This window comes from Cohaesibacter marisflavi, from assembly GCF_900115225.1.
Classification (GTDB): Bacteria; Pseudomonadota; Alphaproteobacteria; order Rhizobiales; family Cohaesibacteraceae; genus Cohaesibacter; species Cohaesibacter marisflavi.
On the sequence record NZ_FOVR01000004.1, the window covers coordinates 319,254 to 342,716 of the forward strand.

Sequence of the window (23,463 nt, forward strand, 5' to 3'; positions counted from 1 at the left end):
AAAGGGCTACAAACCGCCCTTTCCCATACTCTGCTAGCCAGACCTATTTTCTATGCCAATTTTCCCAAACGAACGTGTAGCACCAGCTTCTTTCATGGGTCTTTGACAAAGCATCAACGATGCCGTCCCGCTTGCTTTTGGCCCCCTTGATAAAGGTGTGAAACTGGATTTGATAATCCTTGGCAATCGAAAGCATCTCATGATGTGCCAGATATTCGAGCAGAGGAAATTCCCCTCCTTCAATGTTGATCTTCATGAGATCGATCTCATCCACTCCAAGATCCTGAATGACACGGTCAAACGCGCGCACTTCGCAGCGAACGGTCTGCTTGCCTTCATGTTCGCAGTTGAGGAAAGAAGACCCATCAACACTATCGGAAAGCTCAAAACTGCCATCGACATCAGCCACGCCATAATTCAGAGGAACGATCTGATTGTTATCTTTGAAGCGCTCTACACACTTGTTGTAGAAGTCCGGATGAGGTTCGAAGAGATAAACCTTGCAGCCATATTTATCATTGATGGCGTCAGCAAAGTCTCCAACATAACCGCCCAAGTCAAACACAATCGAATCCCTAGTGAGGTCGGGATAATCCAACCTGAGGGTCTCATCCCCATGATCGGCAAACCAACGGTCTACTTCACGGGTGAATGCATCTTTGCGAATATGACGACGATAAAGCTTGCCCGGTTTTGCCAGCAGCTTCTTGGCCCTTCTTTTGAGCCTGAACCATATTGAGTTTTGCGACACCATTCCCCCCCCAAGACCAATAGTAAGCATATACAGCTAGAATATCGAGATTAAACAGTCCAGCTGAATAAGCAAAACGGCACTTTATCCCGGCTTCGGCAGGCCATAAGCGCCGCCCCTCCAAAAAAGGGCCATCCAGAGTCGTGCAATAGACGAAACTGGATAGCCCTATACATCACCTATAGTTCCAAAGATAGGCAAGACATTGTCGCATCCTCCATGCGATACCTTGCCACTCTCGGTCTTATTCCCACTCAATCGTTCCGGGAGGCTTGGAGGTCACATCATAGACCACGCGGTTGATGCCCTTCACCTCGTTGATGATGCGGGTTGCTGCCTTGGAAAGGAAATCCATATCGAAATGGTAGAAATCAGCGGTCATGCCATCAACCGAAGTGACCGCGCGCAAGGCGCATACGAATTCGTAGGTGCGACCATCGCCCATGACACCCACGGTCTGAACCGGAAGCAGAACCGCAAAGGCCTGCCAGATGGCATCATAGAGACCAGCCTTGCGGATCTCATCGAGATAGATCGCATCGGCCTGACGCAGGATCTCCAGCTTCTCGCGTGAGATACCGCCCGGGCAGCGAATGGCAAGCCCCGGCCCCGGGAACGGATGACGCCCGACAAAACTTGCAGGCAACCCGAGTTCTTTCCCAAGAGCACGAACCTCGTCCTTGAACAACTCACGTAGAGGCTCGACCAATTCCATATTCATGCGTTCTGGCAAACCGCCCACATTGTGGTGCGACTTGATGGTCACCGAAGGTCCGCCGGTAAAGGACACGGATTCAATCACATCCGGATAAAGCGTGCCCTGAGCCAGAAAATCCGCCCCGCCGATGCGATTGGCTTCATCTTCAAACACATCGATGAACAGGCCGCCGATAATCTTGCGTTTGCGCTCGGGGTCTGTCTGCCCTTCAAGAGCGGAAATGAAGATCTCGGAGGCATCCACATGCACCAATGGAATATTGTAATGCTCACGGAAGAGACCGACCACCTGCTCGCTCTCATTCTGGCGCATCAGGCCTGAGTCCACATAGATACAAGTCAGCTGATCGCCGATTGCTTCATGGATCAACACAGCCGTGACAGATGAGTCGACGCCACCAGAGAGGCCGCAGATGACTTTCTTGTCACCAACCTGATCCTGAATGCGCTTGATAGCAGCAGCACGGAACTGCGCCATGGACCAGTCCGCTTCACAGCCACAGATCTTATGCACGAAGTTGGAGAGCAGCTGCGCGCCATCTGGTGTATGCACCACTTCAGGGTGGAACTGCACACCATAGAAACGGCGCTCTTCGTCAGCAATCGCTGCAAATGGGGCCCCTTCAGATGTTGCAACGACCTCAAAGCCGGCGGGCAGACCGTCAACCCGGTCACCGTGGCTCATCCAGACCTGATGGCTCGTGCCAAGATCCCAAACACCATCAAACAGCGGGCTCTTTTCCTTCACGGTAACAAAGGCGCGCCCATATTCGCGGTGATCAGGGCTTTCAACCGTACCTCCAAGTTGCAGACACATCGCCTGCTCGCCATAGCAAATGCCCAGAATGGGAATGCCTGCGCTGAAGATTGCCTGTGGCGCTCGGGGGGAACCGATGTCTACGGTTGATGCTGGCCCACCCGAGAGAATGATACCGTCTGGCTTGATCTCGTTGAAAGCCTGTTCCGCGCTCTGAAATGGCACAATCTCGGAATAGACCCCCGCTTCGCGTACCCGTCGGGCAATAAGCTGAGTGACCTGAGATCCAAAGTCGATAATGAGAATCTTGTCCGTCATGCGTCCCTTTCCCTAAAGCCTAAAAGCTGGCCAAAACAGCCTTAGTAAAATTATTCCCCCCTCTTATGCTGAAGCCATGGCAAAGGCAATCTCTCATACGGCTTTTTGCATGGGTGCACGGCCAAAAATGCCGATTTTTCCAAGTGCAGAAGCGTCTCACTTAGCCAAAGAGCATGGAAATCCGCCCCAAACCGATCGTTCGCCCATCAGCCGCCCATAGCAATCGACAAAAAGACCATCAGGATCAGAATATTTGCAGCAAGGATCAGGAGCCACAAACTCAAGCGCAAAAAGAGGAGCAATAGGGAAAACAGCATCAACATGCGCAGGAACTCCAGCCGAACCTCAGACCACCATCAGCTCAGAAGAAACAACGCAAAAAAGGCCAAAGAAGGGAGACACCTTAGCGCAAGGATTTCAGCAGCTGGGAAAGACGAATGCGGTCCTGCACATTCATGCCTTTCAGAAACTCGATCTCCATGTCCATCACATAGTGACCAATTTCAGACGCAATATCGCGGCCCTTCTTCGTGGTCTTGAGCACCACAAGCCGCTTGTCCTGCTTGTTCACGTCGCGCTTGATGAATTTGCGATCCGTCAACCGCTTGGCCGCACGGGAAACGGCGACGGTATCGAGCAAGGTGCGCGGCTCGATCTCGCGCACGGAAACAGCGCCATCCCGCGCCAAACTGGCAAGCACCTGCCATTCGGCTATGCTCATATCCCACTCATCATGCAGCACGCGACTAATGCGGCGCGAAATGCCCTGGGCCACTTCGAGAATGCGATAGGGGAGAAAATTCTCGAGTGTGAACGCCTCTTCGTTGGCAAGCGCCGTGGCTGGCGACACCTTCTTTTTCGATTTGGCAGGCTTGGCGCTGGCCTCGTCCTCTCCAGGCTTGAGCTGGGTTTTCTGAGGGGCCAGATCCGGCAAGCTGTCGAACATGGAAACCTGAATGGCATCACCAGATTTGGACATACTTCATTTCACTCGTTATGATTCTTGAATATACCATATTCTCATACACCAGCCCTCGCCAAGCTTCAATTCACTGGATATGAAATTCCAACAAGTATCTGAATTCGCCGAATGAATAAAATCAGTCGGGACGATATTCCATAACAGAGAAGAAGAATCCATCTGTCTCGGTCGAGTGCGGCGTCAAGGTTACGCTCATCATATCCGAGGACCATGGCTTGGGCGCATCAAAGCCAAACATGTCCTGCCAGACCTCACCGGCCGAGACCAGCTCGAAGTCTGGATTGTTGGCAATGAAGTGATAGATCTGCTCCTCATTTTCTGCCGCCAGAACCGAGCAGGTGATGTAAACCAGATAGCCACCCGGACGAACGAACTGGCGCGCCTGCGCAAGAGCAATCTGCTGCTCCTCAATACGCTTATCCAGTTGCTCTTCTGTCAGTTTCCATTTGGTCTCCGGCCTGCGACGCCAAGTACCGGTACCCGTACATGGCGCATCCACGACAACCCGGTCCATACGCCCGATAAGATCATCAAGCGCTCCTTCGTTGGGGGTACGGGTTTGAACATTGCGCACACCAGCACGGGTCAGCCGATCAACAATCGGGGCCAGACGGGAGGCATCGATATCAAAGGCATAGATCTGCCCCTTATTCTCCATCTGCGCGGCCATAGAGAGGGTCTTGCCACCGCCACCAGCGCAATAGTCCAACACCTGATCGGATTTCTTGGGAAAGATCAGACTGGAGACAATCTGGCTGCCCTCATCCTGAATTTCATAAAAGCCCTTGCGGAAGGCCGGATCGCCCTGAATATTCGGCTGGCGATAGTCCCCACCCTTGGGCGCAAAACGAAGGCAATCGGCGCTCAACTTGGTGCGTTTGGGGTTGAAGCGCGAAAGCTCCTTCTCCACCTTGCCAATATCGGCCTTGAGACGATTGACACGAATATCTACCGGTGGGCGGCGCGCGAAAGCCTTGGCCTCCAGCAACGCTTCATCCTCGAAGGTCTCCATAAAGGTACCTTCAAGCCATTCAGGGATATCTCCCTTCACCCAGAAGGGCGCATCCTTGAGCGACTTGGCTTCAATGGCTGCCACTTCGCTTTGTGTCAAAGCTTCGGGTGCATGGCTGTCTTCGGCAATCAAACCCGCCAATTGATCGGCGGTATGGTTCCAATCAAACGCCAGCGCAGCAAGCCCCAGCGCGCGTGGCGTATCCTCCCCCATGCGCCATGCATGAGACGCCCTTTTTCGAAGAGCATCATAGACGATATTGCCAATCGCGGATCGATCACCCGATCCGGCAAACCGATGCGTCCGCCCCCAATCCTTGAGCGCCTCAGCGACGGGGCGCTTGCGGCCCTCCACTTCTTCGAGCACCTCAATTGCGGCTTGCAGACGACCACCCAGTTTCATGTCACACCATCCTAAATCAGACTATCGGCGGAATGCCCCGCCTTTGGAGAATTGGGTGTAAACGATCAAGCGCCAGAGTCCAAGCCTGCTTTTGCCAGTTTTTGGCCTGCACAGGCAGTTATAATCAGGAATATTTCAATTGAAATGGTTGCTCGCTTTTCTCTAGACACACAGCACGGCATTCTACCAGCCCTTTCTCCACACCCCATAATCAGCCGCTCAAACCACACCCAAGACTCAAGCATCAAAACAACCCAACACAACTCAAAGAACAAATAAGTGTGCATAAGCGCAAGAATTGAGAATTGCTTTAAACAAGCATACACCAACTCGACGGCGAAATAGCCGAACCAATTTTCTGGTAATAGTCTTATTTGAAAGCATAAATCAGATGAAATCTTCTGCCCAGGCCGCCCGGTGGAACGGGATGGATTTTGCGCGCGCAGTGTTGATGATCCTCGGGCTGTTTTTCCATGCCGGCAGCTTCTATGGAACAGGAAACGACTGGCTCATCATTTCTGATGAAACAACACCCATCGTCAACGGTTTCAACTTCCTCATCCATAGCTTTCGCATGGAAGCATTCTACTTGATTGCGGGCTTTTTCTTTGCGCTGGTGATGGAGAAGCAACGCCCGAACTTTCTAAGAGATCGCCTGGTACGCATCGCCGTACCTCTGGTCGTTTGCGGAGCACTCATTAATCCAGTTATGCATTATTCTGTCTATGGTTATGATTATATCATTGCTAAAGACTACTTTATAAAAGGCGAGTGGCTGTCCCATTTATGGTTTCTTGGAAATCTGATAATCTACATCCTCATTTCCATTCCCATTTGCAGACACATCCGCAAAAATGTCCGCATGACCAGAACCCAGCTATTCGTCACGGTAACCTTTATCACACCGTTTGTTGCAGCCGGCTTGAACTTTATTGCCAACCGGATTTTTCCGGAAAAATTTCTTTTCATTGCACCTGAATCGATATTTGACTACCTGCCCTATTACTGTCTCGGTATGATCTGTTTTTACAACAGAGCCGAGTTCACGAAGCTTCTCAGCATGCAGAGTTTTGCGATCGCGCTGGTCATAGCAGCTGCCATGATTGCCACCAGAGAAGTCCTGACTATCTACGGACTGACATTTATCTCAAAGGTCATTTACGCCCTTTTGCGTGGTCCAATGATCCTTCTCACGCTGTCCTTCTTGATTGTTATGGGAAACAGGGAAAGCAAAATCGTGAGAAGCTTTTCCGATTCCAGCTACACGATCTATCTGTTTCACCTGCCGATATTTGTGTTGCTTTACAAGACCATATTCCAGCACACACATCTGGGCGCTCTGCCTGAATATGCCCTTTTAATCGTGATCACCTACGCGCTTTGCTATGCGATCCATATCTTTGCGATCAAGCAGAGCAAGCTGCTGAGCCTTGCCTTCAATGGCAAGCCGTTCAGCCTGAAAGACTATTCTCTTCTGGGCAGGAAACTGCGATCGGACGGATAGAAGCGTTGCCACGCCCTCAGAACCATTTGAGCCATTTGAAGAGGAGCAGCTGAAGCGCAACAATCAAGGAAAGCATGCCGACAAAAATCCAGAAGGCATAGCCAAACTCAGCACCAGGGATGCCAGCCACATTGATCCCCAAAAGCCCCGTCAAAAACCCCAAGGGCATGAAGATCGCGGCGATCATCGATAGAATATACATATGCTTGTTGAGCCTGTCGGCCTGCACATGAGCAATCTCGTCTTTGACGATCTGCGCGCGCTCGCGAATGGCATCCAGATCTTCAACATAGCGTGTCAAGTGGTTATAAACCTCCTGCAAATGGCGTCGATGGGTATTGTTCAGCCACTCGAAGTCCGCCATGCGCAGATGATCAATGGCTTCCCGCTGAGGCGCCATATAACGCCGGAACATGATCGCCTGAATGCGCACATCGGTGATCGCACCTCTCAGGTCAGGATTGCTCTGCTCAAGCACCTGCTCCTCAATATCATCGGCCCTATCGTCAAGAGCCGTCAGGATAGGTTCCATGCGCGCAAAAAGCCGCTCGCAAAGCATGGATAGAAAATGGCCTGTATCGCGCGGCCCGCCACCGGCCAAAAGCCGCGCTTCAATATCACCGGCCGCCCGAATCCGCGTACGGCTGACCATCACGATCCGCGTCTCTTCCACCCAAAGACAAATAGACACCATATCTTCGGGGTCTTCATTCTCATTGAGATTGACGCCGCGCAACACCAGCAAGGCTCCGTGACCTATTTGCGTCATGCGCGGACGGCTTTCCTCATCCAGAAGAGCGCCTATAATAAATGGATCAAGAGATGAGATTTCATCTTCAAGACAACGCGTTGCGGCCGTATCATTTCCATCAAGATGAATCCAGACAAGCCCGTCAGCCCTGTCTGCCTTGGAGATGTGATCTGATGGCAAGGCGGAGGCGCCCCCTTGCCCATCCAGCAGATAAGCCCGCAAAACGTGATCTGACATGCAGTCTTTCCTCAAACCAATTCAACATGCTGCCACCTTAGCTCTTGTGTCTTACATTTTCATCAAGAGCCGGGGATGGCTGAGGAAATCGCATTTATTGACCGCCTCCTCAGGCGGGCTTGAATGTCATGGCGACACCGTTGATGCAATAGCGCTTTCCGGTTGGTTGAGGGCCATCATCAAAAATATGCCCCTGATGCCCACCACAATTGCTGCAATGCACCTCTGTCCGGGTCATGAAAAAGCTTCGGTCCTCTTTCGTACCGACAGCCTCCGGCAACGCTTCATAAAAGCTGGGCCAGCCGGTTCCACTGTCATATTTGGCTTCTGAGGAATAGAGCGCCTGATCACATCCGGCACAGTGAAAGATACCGGCGCGCTTTTCATCATTTAGCGGACTGGTAAAAGCCCGTTCTGTTCCTTCCTTGCGAAGCACCTCAAACTGCTCTTTGGTCAGTTTTTCGCGCCATTCCGCTTCGCTCAACTGCAAGGGAAATGACTCCGCCTCAGTCGCGTGCGAGCGTCTTTCAAAGAACGTACCGGCAGCCACAGCCCCAACGAGTGCCGCAGCACCAGAGAGTAGAAATCGACGTCTTTCCATAGCGAATAAGCCTTTCCTCGATTTAAAAATTCAGGTCGTTAAATCAGCACCAGCCGGGAGCGCAAATGCGCTCCGGCCAGCAGGGGGCGAGCCCTTTACGACGCAGGCAACAGAACCTTGTCGATCACATGGATAACCCCATTGGATTGCTTGACGTCAGCAATGGTGACATTGGCCACATTGCCCTGACCATCTTTGAGCATCACCGTGCCGTCATCATACATGGCGGTAAAAGTGCAGCCCCCTACAGTTTTAACAGGATGGGCGCCTTTGTCGTCATCAACCATCTTCATAATTGCGTCAGACATGGCGTCAGCGGCCACCACATGGCATGTGAGAATCTTGGTCAGTTGATCTTTGTTTTCCGGTTTCAGCAAACTCGCAACGGTTCCTTCTGGCAATGCGGCGAACGCATCATCGGTTGGAGCAAACACTGTGAAAGGGCCATCCCCTTGCAAGGTTTCAACAAGTCCGGCAGCTTTCACTGCGGCAACGAGTGTTTCATGGTCTTGAGAATTCACGGCATTTTCGACAATCGTCTTGTTTTCATACATGGCTGCTCCGCCAACCATCTTGGCATGATGATCAGCAAAGGCTGCGCCACTTCCGAAAGCCACAGCCATTGCGGTTGCGGCAGCAAGAGTCATTGTGCGTGAAAAGGTCATGTTGTCTCTCCCATTGGTTTGTTGTCCGCTGCATTGCGGATAAGGGGAGATACGGAGGCAAGAAACGGTTGGTTTTCGATTCGCGGTAAAGCCGAGATCACAAACACTTTATCAAAACAGCCCACCTGAAGGCACAAAATCGGCCACTTCCCTCTCATTCAGCAGCGTTTGTTTCATTTCTGGTTGAAAGATTTTTCGCGAAGCGCAAAGCTCTATTCGACCAAAACCCAAACTTACAACAGATAGAATAATTTAAATAAAACAAATAGTTAAAACCAAAACACACCAACAGAGAGGACAATCAAAAGTTCCGCCATAATTGTGCCTGATAGAGACATAATCCTTTGCTCGAATTGCTCCGGTTGCACAAAAGCAAGGTTTGGTTGAACCGACCGGGAACTTTTTCGAACTTAAGAACGTTGTGTTTTTCGACTAACCTAATCTACATGGATGCGTATCCCGATGTCTCTATCTCGCCGTTCATTTCTGGCTGCTACTGCGGCAACCACTCTGGTATCGTTAAGCCAAATCGCACAAGCCGCAGGCACCAATGAAGAAGCTGCGCAGCCAGCAACGCCTGCTGCGGATTTCAGCTTTGACAGCATGTCGGCCGAAATGGAGATACTGGCATCAAAGGACTATGTTGCTCCACAGGCGTCTGACAAGGCCTATCTCAACGATCTGACCTATGATGCCTATCGCCTGATCCGCTACAACCCGGAGAAGGCCAAACTGGCAGATATCGACAAATCGGCTTTTCGTCTGCATGCCTTCCATATGGGGTGGCTGTTCAAAACGCCGGTTGCCCTTTACGAGGTCTCTGATGGCAAGGCAACACCGGTCAGCTTCAGCACCGACGACTTCATCTATGAACGTCAGGTCAGGGACATGGTGCCCGAGCATGTGACCCTGCCAGGCATTGCCGGTTTTCGCCTGCATCATCCTCTGAACCGACCCGATGTGTTTGACGAACTGATCGCCTTTCAGGGCGCCTCCTATTTTCGGGCACTGGGCAAAGGCTCGGTTTATGGCCTGTCCGCACGCGGACTCGCCATCAATACCGGAGGCTCGGAGCCGGAAGAATTTCCGGTCTTCACCCGCTTTTATGTAGAGCGCCCCAAATCGGCAGAACAGAGCATCACGATCTATGCAGCACTGGAGAGCCCATCTGTCACAGGAGCCTTTCGCTTTGAAATCGCTCCGGGGGACAATACGGTCATTGATACGACCGCCCGCCTCTATCTGCGAGAAGACATTCCTCAGCTCGGCCTGGCGCCACTGACGTCCATGTTCCTGTTTGCAGAGCGCAATCGCGATGCGTTTGATGACTATCGCCCCAATGTGCATGACAGCGATGGCCTTGAGATCATAAAGCAGAATGGCGAGCGTGTCTGGCGTCCGCTATCCAACCCGCCAATGCTGGCCTCAAGTTACTTTGCAGAACAGTCCCCCAAGAGCTTTGCCTTGTTGCAGCGTGATCGGAATTTCGATCATTTTCAGGATGTCTCTGCCCTTTATGAGCGCCGTCCGTCGCTGCGCATCGAACCAAAGGGGGATTGGGGCAAAGGCTCGGTACGACTGGTCGAGATACCGTCCGAACTGGAGGTGAACGACAATATCGTCGCTTTCTGGGTGCCGGAAAAGGGTGGCAAAGCAGGCCAACGCTATGAATATGCCTATCGGATGCATTGGGGTGATCTGCCCGCCAGTGCAGCTGAAGGCCTCGCATATGTGCTTGAAACCCGTTCGGGTGCTGGCGGGGTGTCAGGTGTCGAGAATAAAGATGGCACCCGCAAATTTGTCATCGACTTCAAGGATGGGCTTTTGGCAGATCTGCCAGCCAGTGAAGTGGATAAAGTCAAGATCAACAGCAACATCATGCATGGTGAAATCAAGACTCAGGCTCTCACCCCGATCCCAGAAGAAAGGGTTTGGCGCCTCGTCATGGATGTCTCCGCTCCAGAAGGAAACATCGTGGAAATGACGACACATCTGTCCGGTTTCGATCGACGACTGACCGAGACATGGGCGTATCAATGGATCAATCAATAAGTCTCTGGAAGAACCAACTTTTGCAATCGTAAATCAAGGTGACGACAATGACATTTGATGAATTAACATCTGGCCCCTGCGCTTTGCCGCGCGCGCCTATGATCATGCCAACTCAGACTCTGGAACGCCCCAAGCGGAACCGCTACAGGCTGATGGTCAACATCCGGCACTTGCTTCGGACCACCGTAAAGCTGTCCGGTGTGTGAGACTAGAAAGATGAAAAAACTGGGGCTCTATCTGTTGCGGGGCGGCACCATTGCCGCAAGTCTCGCTGTGGGAGTGATCGCTTTCTTCACCTTTTTGCAGGTGGTTGCCGTTAACGGCATCAATTTGATCGACATTGCTCTCTCCCTCCTCATTCTGGTCTCCACCATCTGGTTGGCCTGGGGCGGGATGCAGGGCATTATCGGCCTGACATCCTCTGCAAAGCGCCCCTTGAAGCATGGAGCCGGATGGATCAGCGGCAGGACGGTCGTCCTGATGCCGGTCTATAACGAAGACCCGCTCATGTCCTTCACCCGCCTTGCCGCAATGGACAAGTCCATCAAACAAGCCGACGCTGAAGCCAATATCCACTTTGCGATCCTCTCGGATACGCGTGACAATGCCATTGCACAACAAGAGGAAGACCTGTTTGTGCGGCTTGTCGAGGAATGCAACGGCCGGGGGCGCTTCTTCTATCGCCGCAGAGCCCAGAATGTCGGCAAGAAGGCGGGCAATGTAGAGGAATTCTTCGAGCAATCCGGTGGCGCCTATGACTATGCTGTCATTCTGGATGCCGACAGCCTGATGGAAGGGCAAACCATTCTGGAAATGATCCGGCGCATGGAAGCGGAGCCGCGTTTGGGACTTCTGCAAACCCTGCCCAAGATTATTCGGGCTGAAACTCGATTCGGGCGGGCGATGCAATTCGCCGCCTCTTTCTATTCCCCCGTCTTTTGCCGCGGCTTAGCCATGCTGCAAGGCAAAACCGGCCCATTCTGGGGGCATAACGCCATTGTGCGCGTGCAAGCCTTCGTCCAGTCCTGCGGCTTACCGGTCTTGCAGGGCATGCCCCCTTTTGGCGGTCATATCATGAGCCACGATTATGTAGAAGCCGCTCTTCTGGCTCGGGCAGGCTGGATTGTGAGAGTTGATGATGATCTGGAAGGCTCATTCGAGGAAGGTCCCGAGAATGTGATAGACCATGCAAAACGCGATCGTCGCTGGTGTCAGGGCAACCTGCAGCATGCGCGCATCATAACAGCGCCGGGCCTCAAGGCATGGTCACGTTTTGTTTTCGCGCAAGGCATTATGGCCTATATCGCGCCTCTGTTCTGGCTGGTCTTTTTGCTGGTTTCCATTCTTGCCCCCTATTTTGACGTTCAGCCCGACTATTTCCCCGAAGCCAACTGGCCAATCCCCTATATCCCACCGTCAATGACATTCGAAGCTCTCAGCTTGCTGGTCGGAATCTTTGGCCTGCTGCTCTTGCCCAAGCTCTTGGTGGCTGTAAAAGCCTCGTTGACGGGACAGGCATCCTCATTTGGCGGCATTGGCAAGGTCTTCGTCTCAACTCTGTTTGAAGTGCTACTCTCTTCCCTCATCGCCCCGATCGTCATGCTCTTTACGACCCGCTCTGTCTATCAGGTCTTGATGGGCAAGGACGGTGGCTGGCCCACCAACAATCGGGGGGATGGTCAATTGAGCTGGCGCGAGAGCTTTTTCGCATCAAGCTGGATTTCTCTGGTTGGGCTATGCGGACTGCTCGTTGCCTATCAACTGACACCAAGCATTCTATACTGGCTCCTGCCGGTTGCCCTGCCCATTGCATTTGCGCCGGTCATCCTGTGGTGGAGTTCCCGCGTTGGCACAAACACATGCTTCACCGTTCCTGCCGACAGGAACAATCCGCCAATCGTGGATCTGCATGACGCGCTGGTGGAAAAATGGACATTGGTCAAACCAAAGGAGTTGCCTCAAGAGGACACTGCGGGGAAAGACCAACAGTCAGAGGGCAGCACTGTCCCCCATCTTGTGCCCTCCTCCTGAGCAAGTCCCCCCCAACAAACAAAAATGCGGGATTTGCAAAAAACCAAAAGGTCCAGCAAATCCCGCATCAAATAATCATGTGCCATCAGGCAAAAGCGAACGGTTACACCGTCGTGCCGTAATTCGGGCTTTCTCTTGTGATCGTCACATCATGCGCGTGACTTTCGCGCAAGGAGGCAGAAGAGATGCGGACGAATTTCGCGCGGTTGCGGAATTCTTCCAGATTAGCAGAGCCCGTATAGCCCATGGCAGCCTTCAGGCCACCGGCGAGCTGATGCAACACAGCCGAAGCAGAGCCCTTGTAAGGCACCTGACCTTCAACCCCTTCAGGAACCAGCTTCAGGGTATCACGCACTTCCGCCTGGAAGTAACGGTCAGCCGAGCCGCGTGCCATGGCCCCGACAGAGCCCATACCGCGGTAGGATTTGAAGGAACGACCCTGATAGAGATAAACTTCTCCGGGGCTTTCGTCCGTACCAGCCAGAAGCGAACCGGCCATAGCCACCTGAGCACCACCGGCCAGAGCCTTGGCAAAGTCACCGGAGAATTTGATGCCACCATCAGCGATGGTCGGAATGCCCTGCTCGGCCGCTGCCGTTGAACAGTCCATGACAGCGGTCAACTGAGGCACGCCAACACCGGCAACAATACGGGTCGTACAGATCGAGCCCGGCCCGATACCAACCTTGACCGCATCCGCACCGGCGTCAATCAATGCCTTGGTTGCATCAGCAGTGGCCACATTGCCTGCGATCAGCTGCACATTGTTGGTCTCTTTCTTGATGCGAGTCACAGCATCAAGCACACCCTGACTATGCCCATGCGCGGTATCAATGACCAATGCATCCACTTCAGCATCGATCAGCGCCATGGCGCGTTCGAAGCCGTCATCACCAACAGAACAGGCAGCAGCAGCGCGAAGACGGCCCTGCGCATCTTTACAGGCGTTGGGGTTGAGTCGGGACTTCTCGATATCTTTCACGGTGATCAGACCAACGCAATGGAATTTGTCATCGACAACAAGCAGCTTTTCAATGCGGTGCTGATGCAGCAGGCGCTTGGCTTCTTCCTGGTTGACCTGTTCAGTCACGGTTACCAGATTATCGCGGGTCATGAGTTCGTAAACGCGCTGATCCGGATCAGAGGCGAAACGCAAATCGCGGTGGGTCAGAATGCCGACGAGACGCCCGCCCTTTGAGCCGCTTTCCTTGCTGCCTTCAACAACAGGCACACCGGAGAAACCATATTTCTTGGTCAGGGCCTTGGCTTCAGCCACGGTATAGTCTGGCGTGATGGTCAACGGGTTGACGACCATGCCGCTTTCGAATTTCTTCACCTGGCGGACCTGCTCGGCCTGCTCTTCGTTGGTGAAGTTCTTATGGATAACACCCATGCCGCCAGCCTGCGCCATGGCGATTGCCATTTTTGCTTCTGTCACGGTGTCCATGGCCGAAGAAAGCAACGGCAGATTAAGCTCGATTTCTTTGGTCAGATTGGTGGTGATGGTAACCTGACCGGGCATGACGACCGAATGATCTGGCTGAAGCAGAACATCGTCAAAGGTCAAAGCCTCTTGTCCGGTGGAAGGATGAATGATGGTGGCCATGCCAACTCTCCTCTGAGTTTGGTCCACGCCACTTCATGGAAGCGTGAACGCGGTGCCAAAAGGATAAACGCCTCTGCCTTGCCCGCAAAAAAGCCACGAGCCTGAACACTTCAGACAGAAACAAAAGGATAGAAGTTGACGCTGGTCACTACCATGGTTGAAGGGACTTGCATAGAAGAAAAATTGTCCCTCAGCAGCTTTTTGCAGGTCCCAAAGCAATTGCGCAATAATTACAATGATTACGCCCCCTATTTTTGCCTAAAAAAACACACCCACCACCCAGAATTGTCAATTTTTATTCTGCCGCTTGCCAGACTCGAAGACAAATTCCCCGATGCAACAAAGGATTGAACTAAGGGAAAATACGTGAGGCATTTTAGCACAGGCCCAAATGATTTTTATCAAGTAAAAGAAACATATAGATCGAGAGAATGATCACGCATGGCACATGAGGCGCCATAGTTTGCCCATTCATTTGCAAGCAAGTAAAACCACCCAGAGGAGACACCCAATGTCAAACGGAACGGTGCGCAGTTTTCCGCCAATCGTCGCACGCTTCACGCGCTATCTTCCTCTTCTGCCTCTGGAACGGCTCATTGCCGAGGTCGCAAACCGAGTCGCCGGTCAGCATCCTGAATTCTTCGACCGGCTCGATGACTATGCGAAAAAATCCTTTGTTATTGTGCCCACTGATCTCGACTGGGTCGCCTGCATGACCTTTCATAACGAAAAGGTACAGCTGCGTCTCTCCCGATCGTTGGAAAGCTTTCCCAATCGGGATGTTACGGTCACAGCTCCTTTTCTGTCGCTTGTCAGCCTGCTTGACGGAGAAGAGGATGGCGACGCCCTCTTCTTCTCGCGCGATCTGACCATTGAAGGGGATACCGAAGCCGTGCTCGCCCTGCGCAATGCGCTTGACGATGCTGAAATCGACTTCGTGCATGAGTGCTCCGCCATAGCGGGGCCTCTGAGCCGCCCGCTTGAATCAGGTGGCAAGCGCTTTATCGAAGCTCTCAAGAAGAGCGCCTTCATGCGCGGCGCCCAAGAGGAATCCCCAAGCCACCCCACAATGGATGGCATGCCGGGCCCATATCCGACCTGATAGAACCACTCAGCAAGCTTTGGAATAGAAACCTATGTCACAAAAAGCCATGGAGCTGGTCTGCCCAGCCGGAACCCCTGCGGCGCTGCGTACGGCAGTGGATGCGGGTGCGGATACCATTTACTGCGGTTTTCGCGACCAAACCAACGCCCGCAACTTCCCCGGCCTCAACTTTTCTCGCAAAGAAATGCAGCAAGGCATTGAATATGCTGGAAAAAATGGATCGAAAGTGCTGGTTGCCGTCAATACCTTCGCCCAAGCTGGCAACATGGATCTCTGGTACAAGGCCATCGATGATGTGGCTGCATCAGATGCCCATGCGATCATACTGGCCGACATCGGCCTGCTCGATTATGCCGCCAGCAAGCATCCGGATTTGCGCGTCCATCTTTCGGTGCAGGCTGCCGCTGCCAATGCTGACATGATCAATTATTATGCCAGAGAATTCGGCGCCAAGCGTGTGGTTCTGCCGCGCGTCCTGACGGTTCAGGAAATCGCAGCCATCAACAAGGAGATCTCCTGCGAAACGGAAGTCTTCATCTTTGGTGGCCTTTGCGTCATGGCCGAAGGGCGCTGCTCCCTCTCCTCCTATTGCACCGGAAAATCGCCCAACATCAACGGCGTTTGCTCGCCTCCGGGCTCGGTGAAATATGAAGACCATGGCACCCATCTGGAAAGCACGCTGGAAGGTATTACCATCAACCAGTATCCCAAGGGAGAAGCGGCTGCCTATCCGACCCTGTGCAAAGGGCGTTTCGAGTCTCTGGGCGAGACCGGCTATGTGTTTGAAGATCCTGTCAGCCTCAACGCAGCCCAGATCCTGCCGCAATTGCAGGAAGCCGGCGTGACGGCCCTCAAGATCGAAGGACGCCAGCGTGGCAAGGCCTATATGGCGCAAGTGGTCAAGAGCTTCCGTCAAGCAGTGGATGCGGTGGCGGCAGGCCGGAGCATTGATCTTGATGCCCTGCTGGCGCCAATGACCGAAGGCCAGAAGAGCACCAAAGGCTCATACCAGAAGACATGGCGCTAACGCTCAAGGGAGAAAAGCAATGAAAAACACTGAACTCACCCTTGGCCCCTGCCTCTTCAACTGGTCCGAGGCCAACTGGCGCGATTTCTATTTCAAAATGGCAGATGAATCCGATTTCGATCTCATCTATATCGGCGAAGCCGTCTGCTCAAAGCGCCTGCCCTTCCGCAACAATGTGCTGCCAGATATTCTCGAACGCATGGAAGCGGCGGGCAAGAAAGTCATCATATCGACGCTGGCCCTTGTCACCACCAAGCCTGAACGCAAGGTGCTGCGCGAACAATGCGAACAAGACATGTGGAGCGTTGAGGCCAACGACCTCACCGCCATGGCCTTTCTCAAAGACCGAAAATTCGTCATCGGCCCCTATATCAACATCTATAATGAAGCAACGATAACCTCGCTCGCAAAACGCGGAGCCGAACGCTTCGTCATGCCACCCGAGGTGCCTGCCGAAACGATCGCCCAGTTGATCAAGGCCGCCCCCGAACCCAAATATGAAATGCAGGTCTTTGGCCGGCTTCCTTTGGCCCTTTCAGCCCGTTGCTATCATGCCCGCCTGCACAATCTACACAAGGACAGCTGTCGCTTCGTTTGTGATCAGGATCCCGATGGTCGGGAGGTCAAGAGTCTCACGGGGCAGCCCTTCCTTGCAGTCAATGGCATCCAAACCATGTCCTATGGCTCACAGTTGCTGCTGGAAGAGCTTCCGGCTCTGGCTGCGGCAGGTGTAAACGCCTTCCGTCTTTCGCCCCACACGGGCGATATGCTCGGCGTTGCGCGCATTTTCCGCTCTGTAATGAAGGACGAGATGGACGCAGCAGAAGCGCGCGCCAAAATCGGCGAACTGATGCCGTCCCATCATTTCATCAATGGCTACAGCCACGGCGCCCCGGGCATGGCGCAAATCGAAGACGCTCTGGCGCTCTAGCGCTCTTCCACTGGGCTCTAGCTTTTAGCCTTATGGCGACTAAAAGCAGACAAATAAAAACGGGCTCCAGCATGCTGGGGCCCGCTAAATAGAAATATTCATTTGATTGTCCGTTTGCACGCGATCTTTCGAATGTCACCCTTTGCCAAGAACCCGGTCGCATTGTCCTTGTCGGGCCAAACAAAAAACCTAGTGCAGACGGATCCACTCCCGCGCTTCGCGCTGTGCTCTGGCAACGTCCAGAGATGACATTTCCTCAGCCAGTTCCTGACGACGAATTGCCGCTTCAACGACACCCTTCATTGCAGCCAGGTTGAACCATTTGTGTGCAGCAATCAGATCCGGCTCACCATTGTCGCCGATCGAGTGGGACAGGCCCAACTGAAAGAAAACCTCGCCAGTTGCTTCCTTGCCAGAGCCATGCAGCTCGCTTGCATTAAATTCCATCCGTGCCATTTTCAATTCCCCGTTTTACGCGTCCCGACCCTTTATCAAGGCCTTTGTGAATGAGGCATTTTGCCCGTTTTGATGAGATCAATGGTGGTGGAAATCTCTCAATTCGACGTAAAAGGAATTGGTTACCGCAATAAAAACAAAAGGTTACACGAGCGTAAAGTTTACATTTGATCAACCTTGGCTTTGGCGCTTTTCTGCCAACGGCCGATAAAATTCAGAGAAAATCTGAATAAGGACCATAACGCTTTGGAAACCATAGAATTCTTTTTCAACAAGCCCTTCCTAAGGATATTCGCTCCCAAGCCGTTGAAAATCCACCGCGTAAATTTGAACACGGCAATACAAAAAAGGCACCCCGAAGGGTGCCTTCAAGTGCGTCTGTTCCTTCTTTATCGGGCGCGCTGGTTGAACAGTACCGATTGCGCGTCCTTGTCCTTTGATAGGTCAAACTTGGCTCTGTCTTCCTTGCCGATGGCAAGACCGGTTTTCACGGCCGCACGCGCATTCAGCGCAGCGAACCACCGTTTGATATTGGGGAATTCCTCAAGATCAATTCCCTGCCGCTCATGCGGAACGACCCAGCCGACAATCGCCATGTCAGCAATGGAATAATCTCCGGCCACAAAGTCCCGTCCTTCCAGCGCCTTGTTCAGCACGCCATAAAGTCGGTGGGTCTCATTTCGATACCGGTTGATCGCATACTCGATTTTCTCTGGCGCATATGTGCCAAAATGGTGGTTCTGACCCAGCATCGGGCCAAAGCCGCCCATCTGCCACATGAGCCATTGCTCTACTTCCACTCGCCCGCGCTCGTCATCGGGCAGAAAGCGCCCGAACTTGCGCGCCAGATAAAGCAGAATGGCACCGGATTCAAACACTGAGATCGGCTCCCCACCCGGCCCTTCAGGGTCGACAATGGCAGGCATCTTGTTATTGGGTGAGATCGCCAGAAAGTCCGGTTCGAACTGATCGCCAGTACCAATATTGATATTATGGATGGTATAGGGCACCCCCAGCTCTTCGAGCATGATGGTGATTTTCCAACCATTGGGTGTCGGCCAGTAATAAAGGTCAATCGGTTTTGTCTGTTCGGTCATGCAAATCATCCTGGTCAAGTAAAGAAGTGAGCCTTGCTCATGCAGAAAGGCTGTTGCACCCAATGTAGGAAACAGGCCCCACGGGTGCAATCAGCCTCATACAATCGTGATGAGGGCTTGATCGCCTGTGCGCTCAAGCCGCCTTTGGTGGCGCCTGCATGTGAATGCGCCTCTGTGTCGGCCTCTTGGCTCTTACCACAAGAAGCTCAAGTCCATCGCTTCCATGCCCGTAAAATAGGGATGTGCGACAATGAGAACAGCATAAACAACCACGGAAATCAGAATGATCCGGATCTCCCTTCCCCATGAACCAACCTCAGGCGGCACATAGGCTCCGTCACGCCGGTTGGTGCCGATAATGGAAACAACAGACCAAAGCAACATGCCGCCAAACAGCACCAAAGACCGCTGATCATTATTCACGAGCAAATGCGCAATGGCCCATAGCGCCATACCCGTCAACATCGGGTTCCGGATAAACCGTCGAATGCGCGTCGGAGCCTTGGCGACACCAAACAGGATGATTGAAAAGAGCATGAGCAGATGGGTCAGATGGCGCGTCCAGTCCTCATCATAGACATCGCCGATATAACCAGCCTCACCAGCAACGCGCCAACCGAAAACGATCAAAACCAGCGACAGGATAATCAGAAGGGCAAACAGCCCCTTGTAAGGCCCTTCGCCCATACGGCCTAGAAGTCCTGCGCGGGCAGTTGGAAGAAAAATCGGAAAGAGATGCACCACCGCCCACAGCAGAACACCAAAAATCAACATGGTCATTGTCAGGTCCTTTGAACAGATAGGAGCATCGCTTTGCACACGCCCCTATTTAGTTATTGCAATAACTATATGCACCACACCGATGGTTGCCAAGCCCCGAAAAGCACGTATGTGAAAAGCAGCAAGATGCAATAGTTATCGTAGCTGCAATAAAAAAGGTGCGAAAGACATCCTTCGCACCTTTTCATGACATTCATTTGATGGCCCCAAGGGCCAGAGAGCCTTACAGCCCCAGCTTGTCCTTGAGGATCTGGTTGACCGCCTGTGGGTTGGCCTTGCCCTGGCTGGCTTTCATCACCTGCCCGACGAACCAACCGATAAGCCCCGGCTTGTCCTTAACCTTCTCGACCTGACCGGGATTGTTGGCAATGATCTCGTCCACGATGGCTTCAATAGCCCCCGTATCCGTGACTTGCTTCATACCCTTGGCTTCCACGACTTCGGCCGGGTCACCACCTTCGGTCCAGATGATCTCGAACAGATCCTTGGCGATCTTGCCAGAGATGTCACCGGCCTTGATCAGATCCACGATCTTGCCGAGCTGGTCAGCAGAGATCGGGCTGTCATCGATATCCAGCTGTTCCTTGTTGATGCGACCAAGCCATTCGTTGATCACCCAGTTTGCAGACAGCTGTGCATCACGCCCTTCGCAGACCTGCTCGAAGAAGGCGGCAAGGCGCTTGGACGCCACCAGAACGGAAGCATCATAAGGCTTCAAACCCAGATCGGAGATGAAGCGATCGCGCTTGTCATCTGGCAGTTCCGGCAAATGCTCACGCAGAGCCTCGACATAGGCATCGTCGAATTCGAGCGGCAGCAGATCAGGATCCGGGAAATAACGATAGTCATGCGCTTCCTCTTTGGAGCGCATGGAACGGGTCTCGCCTTTTTTGACATCATACAGGCGGGTTTCCTGATCGATGGACCCACCATCTTCCAGAATACCAATCTGACGACGGGCCTCATATTCAATGGCCTGCCCGATGAAGCGGATCGAGTTCATGTTTTTCAGCTCGCAACGCGTTCCCAACTCGTCGCCCGGACGGCGAACAGAAACGTTCACGTCAGCACGCATGGAGCCTTCTTCCATGTTGCCGTCAGACGTGCCCAGATAGCGCACAATGGTGCGCATCTTGGTCATGTAAGCCTTGGCTTCTTCCGAAGAGCGGATATCCGGTTTGGAGACGATTTCCATCAGCGCCACGCCAGACCGGTTCAGATCCACAAAGGACATGGTCGGATGCTGGTCATGCATCGACTTGCCCGCATCCTGTTCCAGATGCAAGCGTTCAACGCCGATGCGCACTTCCTCGCCGTCCAGCATATGCAGGACAACTTCCCCTTCTCCGACGATCGGGTCCTTATACTGGGAAATCTGATAGCCCTGCGGCAGATCGGGATAGAAATAGTTTTTGCGGTCAAACAGCGAGCGGTTGTTGATCTTGGCTTTCAGGCCAAGACCGGTACGGATCGCCTGACGCACGCATTCCTCGTTGATCACGGGCAGCATGCCGGGCATGGCCGCATCAACGAAGCTCACATGGTCGTTGGCCTCGCCACCGAACTTGGTGGAAGAGCCGGAGAAAAGTTTTGCTTCAGAGGCGACCTGAGCATGGATTTCCATGCCAACGACCACTTCCCAGTCGCCGGTAGCCCCCTTGATCAATTTGCTGGACGCTTCAGCCATATTCTCGTCCTCAGCTTTCAATATCGGAGCGCATGCAGCAGCTCCTGATTACAATGACGGCGCGTGAGCTCACGCGCCAGATGCATCATTCTTTTCGCTCTGATGGGCGGCAATCGCCGTCTCCTCATAAGCAATATTGACCTCGATCAGGTCTTCCCAGAACTGCATGTAAAGATCCGGAGCAAGCTCCTTGTCTTCCAGCTCGGCCAGAACCTTGTCCAGAACCGCCTTGACGCGATCATCGTCACGCGCCTCAGACGGGTCCGTTTTCAGCTCGGCCATGCGCCGCACATAGGAATCGCGATCGCGAAACAGCGCGATCAAAGCACGGTCAATACGGTCTATTTCCTCGCGGATATGGGCCTTTTCTGTGCATTCCTCAGGTTTACGCATTGGTGTTGACCTTGTCGTTTCTCTGTCTGATTACCACCATTTGGTCGGTGCTTCGAGGATGCCAGCAGCATCTTCCAACACACCGGCGGTGCGGAACAGGGTTTCTTCATCAAAGGCCTTGCCGATCAGCTGCAAGCCCATTGGCAGGCCCTGACCATTCTTGCCCGAAGGAACCGAAATGCCCGGCAGACCGGCCATGTTCACGGTGACAGTGAAAATATCATTGAGATACATCTCGACCGGATCGGTGATTTCCTTGTTCAGCTCGAAAGCGGCCGAAGGGGTAGCCGGAGTGAGAATGGTATCAACGGACTGGAACGCCTTTTCGAAATCCTGCTTGATCAGCGAACGGATCTTCTGGGCGCGCAGATAGTAGGCGTCATAATAACCAGCGCTGAGCACATAGGTACCGATGAGAATACGGCGCTTGACCTCGGAACCAAATCCGGCTGCACGGGTCTTTTCATACATGTCAATGATATCGTTACCATTGACACGCAAGCCATATTTCACGCCGTCATAACGAGCAAGGTTGGAAGAGGCCTCAGCCGGAGCCACGATATAATAGGCCGGCAAAGCATATTTGGTCATCGGCAGGGAGATGTCGACAATCTCGGCACCAGCAGCTTTCAGCCAGTCAATGCCCTGTTGCCAGTTGGCTTCCACTTCCTCCGGCATGCCATCGACGCGATATTCCTTAGGGATACCCACCTTCATGCCTTTGATGTCGCCCGTCAGAGCCGCTTCATAATCGGGCACAGGCAGATCAACGCTGGTGGTGTCCTTGGCGTCAACGGAGGCCATGGATTTCATCATGATGGCAGCATCACGCACCGTGCGGGCGATCGGGCCAGCCTGATCGAGCGAAGAAGCAAAGGCAATCATGCCCCAACGTGAGCAGCGGCCATAGGTCGGCTTGATGCCAACGGTGCCGGTAAAGGCTGCAGGCTGACGAATGGACCCACCGGTATCCGATGCTGTTGCGCCAGCGCAAATGCGCGCAGCAACCGCAGCAGCAGAGCCGCCTGAAGACCCGCCGGGCACACGGTCGATGCTTTCGCCTTCAGCGCGCCACGGGTTTTTGACCGGACCGAAATAGCTGGTTTCCGTGGTCGAGCCCATAGCGAACTCATCCATGGCCAGCTTGCCGAGCATAACCGCTCCATCGTCCCAGAGATTCTGCGTTACCGTGCTTTCATATTCGGGTGTAAAGCCATCCAGAATATGAGAGCAGGCATAGGCGCCGACGCCCTTGGTGCAATAAAGATCCTTGATGCCCAGCGGAATGCCTTCCAGCGGACGGGCTTCACCTTTGGCGATCCGTTCATCTGATGCCTTGGCCATTTCAAGAGCCTTTTCCGGCGTCTTGGTCACATAGGCGTTGAGCTCATTGGCACCATCAATCGCGGTGATGTAGCTGGTCGTCAGCTCGGTCGCGGTAAATTCTTTCTTTGCCAGCCCTTCGCGGGCCTCTGCAATAGTCAGAGACGTGAGATCTGTCACGTGGCTATCCTCACATTTTGCAGGATTGGGACTTGCGAACAAATCCCCTTATCCCGATGGTCTTGAGAAAAGGGTTCTGATGCGGCTCGACAGCAGGT

Annotated in this window: 20 protein-coding genes; 6 read left to right on the forward strand and 14 right to left on the reverse strand. The window is 53.2% G+C overall.

The features are described 5' to 3' along the window. Nucleotides 1-43 precede the first annotated feature (43 nt). The 4 genes from BM258_RS10415 to BM258_RS10430 all read right to left on the reverse strand — a co-directional run bounded on the left by BM258_RS10415 (nucleotide 44) and on the right by BM258_RS10430 (nucleotide 4,939). On the reverse strand, nucleotides 44-754 hold the full coding sequence (locus BM258_RS10415) for an FkbM family methyltransferase (protein ID WP_090071844.1): 711 nt from the start codon (nucleotides 752-754) through the stop codon (nucleotides 44-46). Between the two features lie 241 nt (nucleotides 755-995). Next, nucleotides 996-2,543 (reverse strand): glutamine-hydrolyzing GMP synthase, encoded by a 1,548-nt coding sequence (gene guaA / locus BM258_RS10420; protein ID WP_090071845.1) that lies wholly within the window; start codon nucleotides 2,541-2,543, stop codon nucleotides 996-998. 403 nt (nucleotides 2,544-2,946) lie between these two features. Then, on the reverse strand, nucleotides 2,947-3,522 hold the full coding sequence (locus BM258_RS10425) for a MarR family winged helix-turn-helix transcriptional regulator (protein ID WP_090071847.1): 576 nt from the start codon (nucleotides 3,520-3,522) through the stop codon (nucleotides 2,947-2,949). 121 nt (nucleotides 3,523-3,643) lie between these two features. After that, on the reverse strand, nucleotides 3,644-4,939 hold the full coding sequence (locus BM258_RS10430) for an RsmB/NOP family class I SAM-dependent RNA methyltransferase (protein WP_090071849.1): 1,296 nt from the start codon (nucleotides 4,937-4,939) through the stop codon (nucleotides 3,644-3,646). A 391-nt stretch (nucleotides 4,940-5,330) separates the two neighbouring features. Between BM258_RS10430 and BM258_RS10435 the strand changes: the two genes are divergently transcribed. Next, on the forward strand, nucleotides 5,331-6,443 hold the full coding sequence (locus tag BM258_RS10435) for an acyltransferase family protein (RefSeq protein WP_090071851.1): 1,113 nt from the start codon (nucleotides 5,331-5,333) through the stop codon (nucleotides 6,441-6,443). 16 nt (nucleotides 6,444-6,459) lie between these two features. On the opposite strand, the gene BM258_RS10440 is transcribed toward BM258_RS10435, so the two are convergent. From BM258_RS10440 to BM258_RS10450, 3 genes are all read right to left on the reverse strand, one after another. Next, the gene (locus tag BM258_RS10440; protein WP_090071853.1) at nucleotides 6,460-7,431 is read right to left on the reverse strand and encodes a zinc transporter ZntB; all 972 of its coding nucleotides are present in this window, start codon (nucleotides 7,429-7,431) and stop codon (nucleotides 6,460-6,462) included. A 109-nt stretch (nucleotides 7,432-7,540) separates the two neighbouring features. After that, nucleotides 7,541-8,032 carry a peptide-methionine (R)-S-oxide reductase MsrB gene (gene msrB, locus BM258_RS10445; RefSeq protein ID WP_090071855.1) on the reverse strand — a complete coding sequence of 164 codons (492 nt, stop codon included), beginning with the start codon at nucleotides 8,030-8,032 and terminating at the stop codon, nucleotides 7,541-7,543. A gap of 95 nt (nucleotides 8,033-8,127) precedes the next feature. Continuing rightward, nucleotides 8,128-8,697, reverse strand: coding sequence for a fasciclin domain-containing protein (locus BM258_RS10450; protein ID WP_090071857.1), 570 nt, complete (start codon nucleotides 8,695-8,697; stop codon nucleotides 8,128-8,130). Nucleotides 8,698-9,159: 462 nt separating this feature from the next. On the opposite strand from BM258_RS10450, the gene BM258_RS10455 reads away from it, so the two are divergent. Beyond that, complete coding sequence (locus BM258_RS10455; RefSeq protein ID WP_210186722.1) at nucleotides 9,160-10,749, forward strand: OpgD/OpgG family glucan biosynthesis protein; 1,590 nt, start codon at nucleotides 9,160-9,162, stop codon at nucleotides 10,747-10,749. A 216-nt stretch (nucleotides 10,750-10,965) separates the two neighbouring features. Then, nucleotides 10,966-12,780, forward strand: a complete 1,815-nt coding sequence (gene mdoH, locus BM258_RS10460; RefSeq protein ID WP_090071861.1) for a glucans biosynthesis glucosyltransferase MdoH — start codon at nucleotides 10,966-10,968, stop codon at nucleotides 12,778-12,780. Nucleotides 12,781-12,883: 103 nt separating this feature from the next. Here mdoH and guaB read toward each other — a convergent pair whose 3' ends face one another. Further along, nucleotides 12,884-14,386 carry an IMP dehydrogenase gene (gene guaB / locus BM258_RS10465; RefSeq protein WP_090071863.1) on the reverse strand — a complete coding sequence of 501 codons (1,503 nt, stop codon included), beginning with the start codon at nucleotides 14,384-14,386 and terminating at the stop codon, nucleotides 12,884-12,886. 511 nt (nucleotides 14,387-14,897) lie between these two features. On the opposite strand from guaB, the gene ubiT reads away from it, so the two are divergent. From ubiT to ubiV, 3 genes are read left to right on the forward strand one after another with little or no spacing between them, the layout of a single operon-like run. Next, nucleotides 14,898-15,488, forward strand: a complete 591-nt coding sequence (ubiT, locus tag BM258_RS10475; protein ID WP_090071866.1) for a ubiquinone anaerobic biosynthesis accessory factor UbiT — start codon at nucleotides 14,898-14,900, stop codon at nucleotides 15,486-15,488. A gap of 49 nt (nucleotides 15,489-15,537) precedes the next feature. Next, complete coding sequence (gene ubiU, locus BM258_RS10480; RefSeq protein WP_090071868.1) at nucleotides 15,538-16,518, forward strand: ubiquinone anaerobic biosynthesis protein UbiU; 981 nt, start codon at nucleotides 15,538-15,540, stop codon at nucleotides 16,516-16,518. Between the two features lie 19 nt (nucleotides 16,519-16,537). Further along, on the forward strand, nucleotides 16,538-17,449 hold the full coding sequence (gene ubiV / locus BM258_RS10485; protein ID WP_090071870.1) for a ubiquinone anaerobic biosynthesis protein UbiV: 912 nt from the start codon (nucleotides 16,538-16,540) through the stop codon (nucleotides 17,447-17,449). 189 nt (nucleotides 17,450-17,638) lie between these two features. On the opposite strand, the gene BM258_RS10490 is transcribed toward ubiV, so the two are convergent. From BM258_RS10490 to gatA, 6 genes are all read right to left on the reverse strand, one after another. After that, complete coding sequence (locus BM258_RS10490) at nucleotides 17,639-17,905, reverse strand: hypothetical protein (RefSeq protein WP_090071872.1); 267 nt, start codon at nucleotides 17,903-17,905, stop codon at nucleotides 17,639-17,641. Nucleotides 17,906-18,294: 389 nt separating this feature from the next. After that, nucleotides 18,295-19,002: a glutathione S-transferase family protein gene (locus tag BM258_RS10495; RefSeq protein ID WP_090072211.1), complete on the reverse strand. Its 708-nt coding sequence runs from the start codon at nucleotides 19,000-19,002 to the stop codon at nucleotides 18,295-18,297. A 192-nt stretch (nucleotides 19,003-19,194) separates the two neighbouring features. Next, the gene (locus tag BM258_RS10500) at nucleotides 19,195-19,782 is read right to left on the reverse strand and encodes an NnrU family protein (protein ID WP_090071874.1); all 588 of its coding nucleotides are present in this window, start codon (nucleotides 19,780-19,782) and stop codon (nucleotides 19,195-19,197) included. A gap of 223 nt (nucleotides 19,783-20,005) precedes the next feature. After that, nucleotides 20,006-21,469, reverse strand: coding sequence for an Asp-tRNA(Asn)/Glu-tRNA(Gln) amidotransferase subunit GatB (gatB, locus tag BM258_RS10505; RefSeq protein ID WP_090071876.1), 1,464 nt, complete (start codon nucleotides 21,467-21,469; stop codon nucleotides 20,006-20,008). A 69-nt stretch (nucleotides 21,470-21,538) separates the two neighbouring features. After that, complete coding sequence (locus tag BM258_RS10510) at nucleotides 21,539-21,862, reverse strand: chorismate mutase (RefSeq protein ID WP_090071878.1); 324 nt, start codon at nucleotides 21,860-21,862, stop codon at nucleotides 21,539-21,541. 30 nt (nucleotides 21,863-21,892) lie between these two features. Continuing rightward, nucleotides 21,893-23,365, reverse strand: coding sequence for an Asp-tRNA(Asn)/Glu-tRNA(Gln) amidotransferase subunit GatA (gatA, locus tag BM258_RS10515; RefSeq protein ID WP_090071880.1), 1,473 nt, complete (start codon nucleotides 23,363-23,365; stop codon nucleotides 21,893-21,895). Between the last annotated feature and the right edge of the window lie 98 nt (nucleotides 23,366-23,463).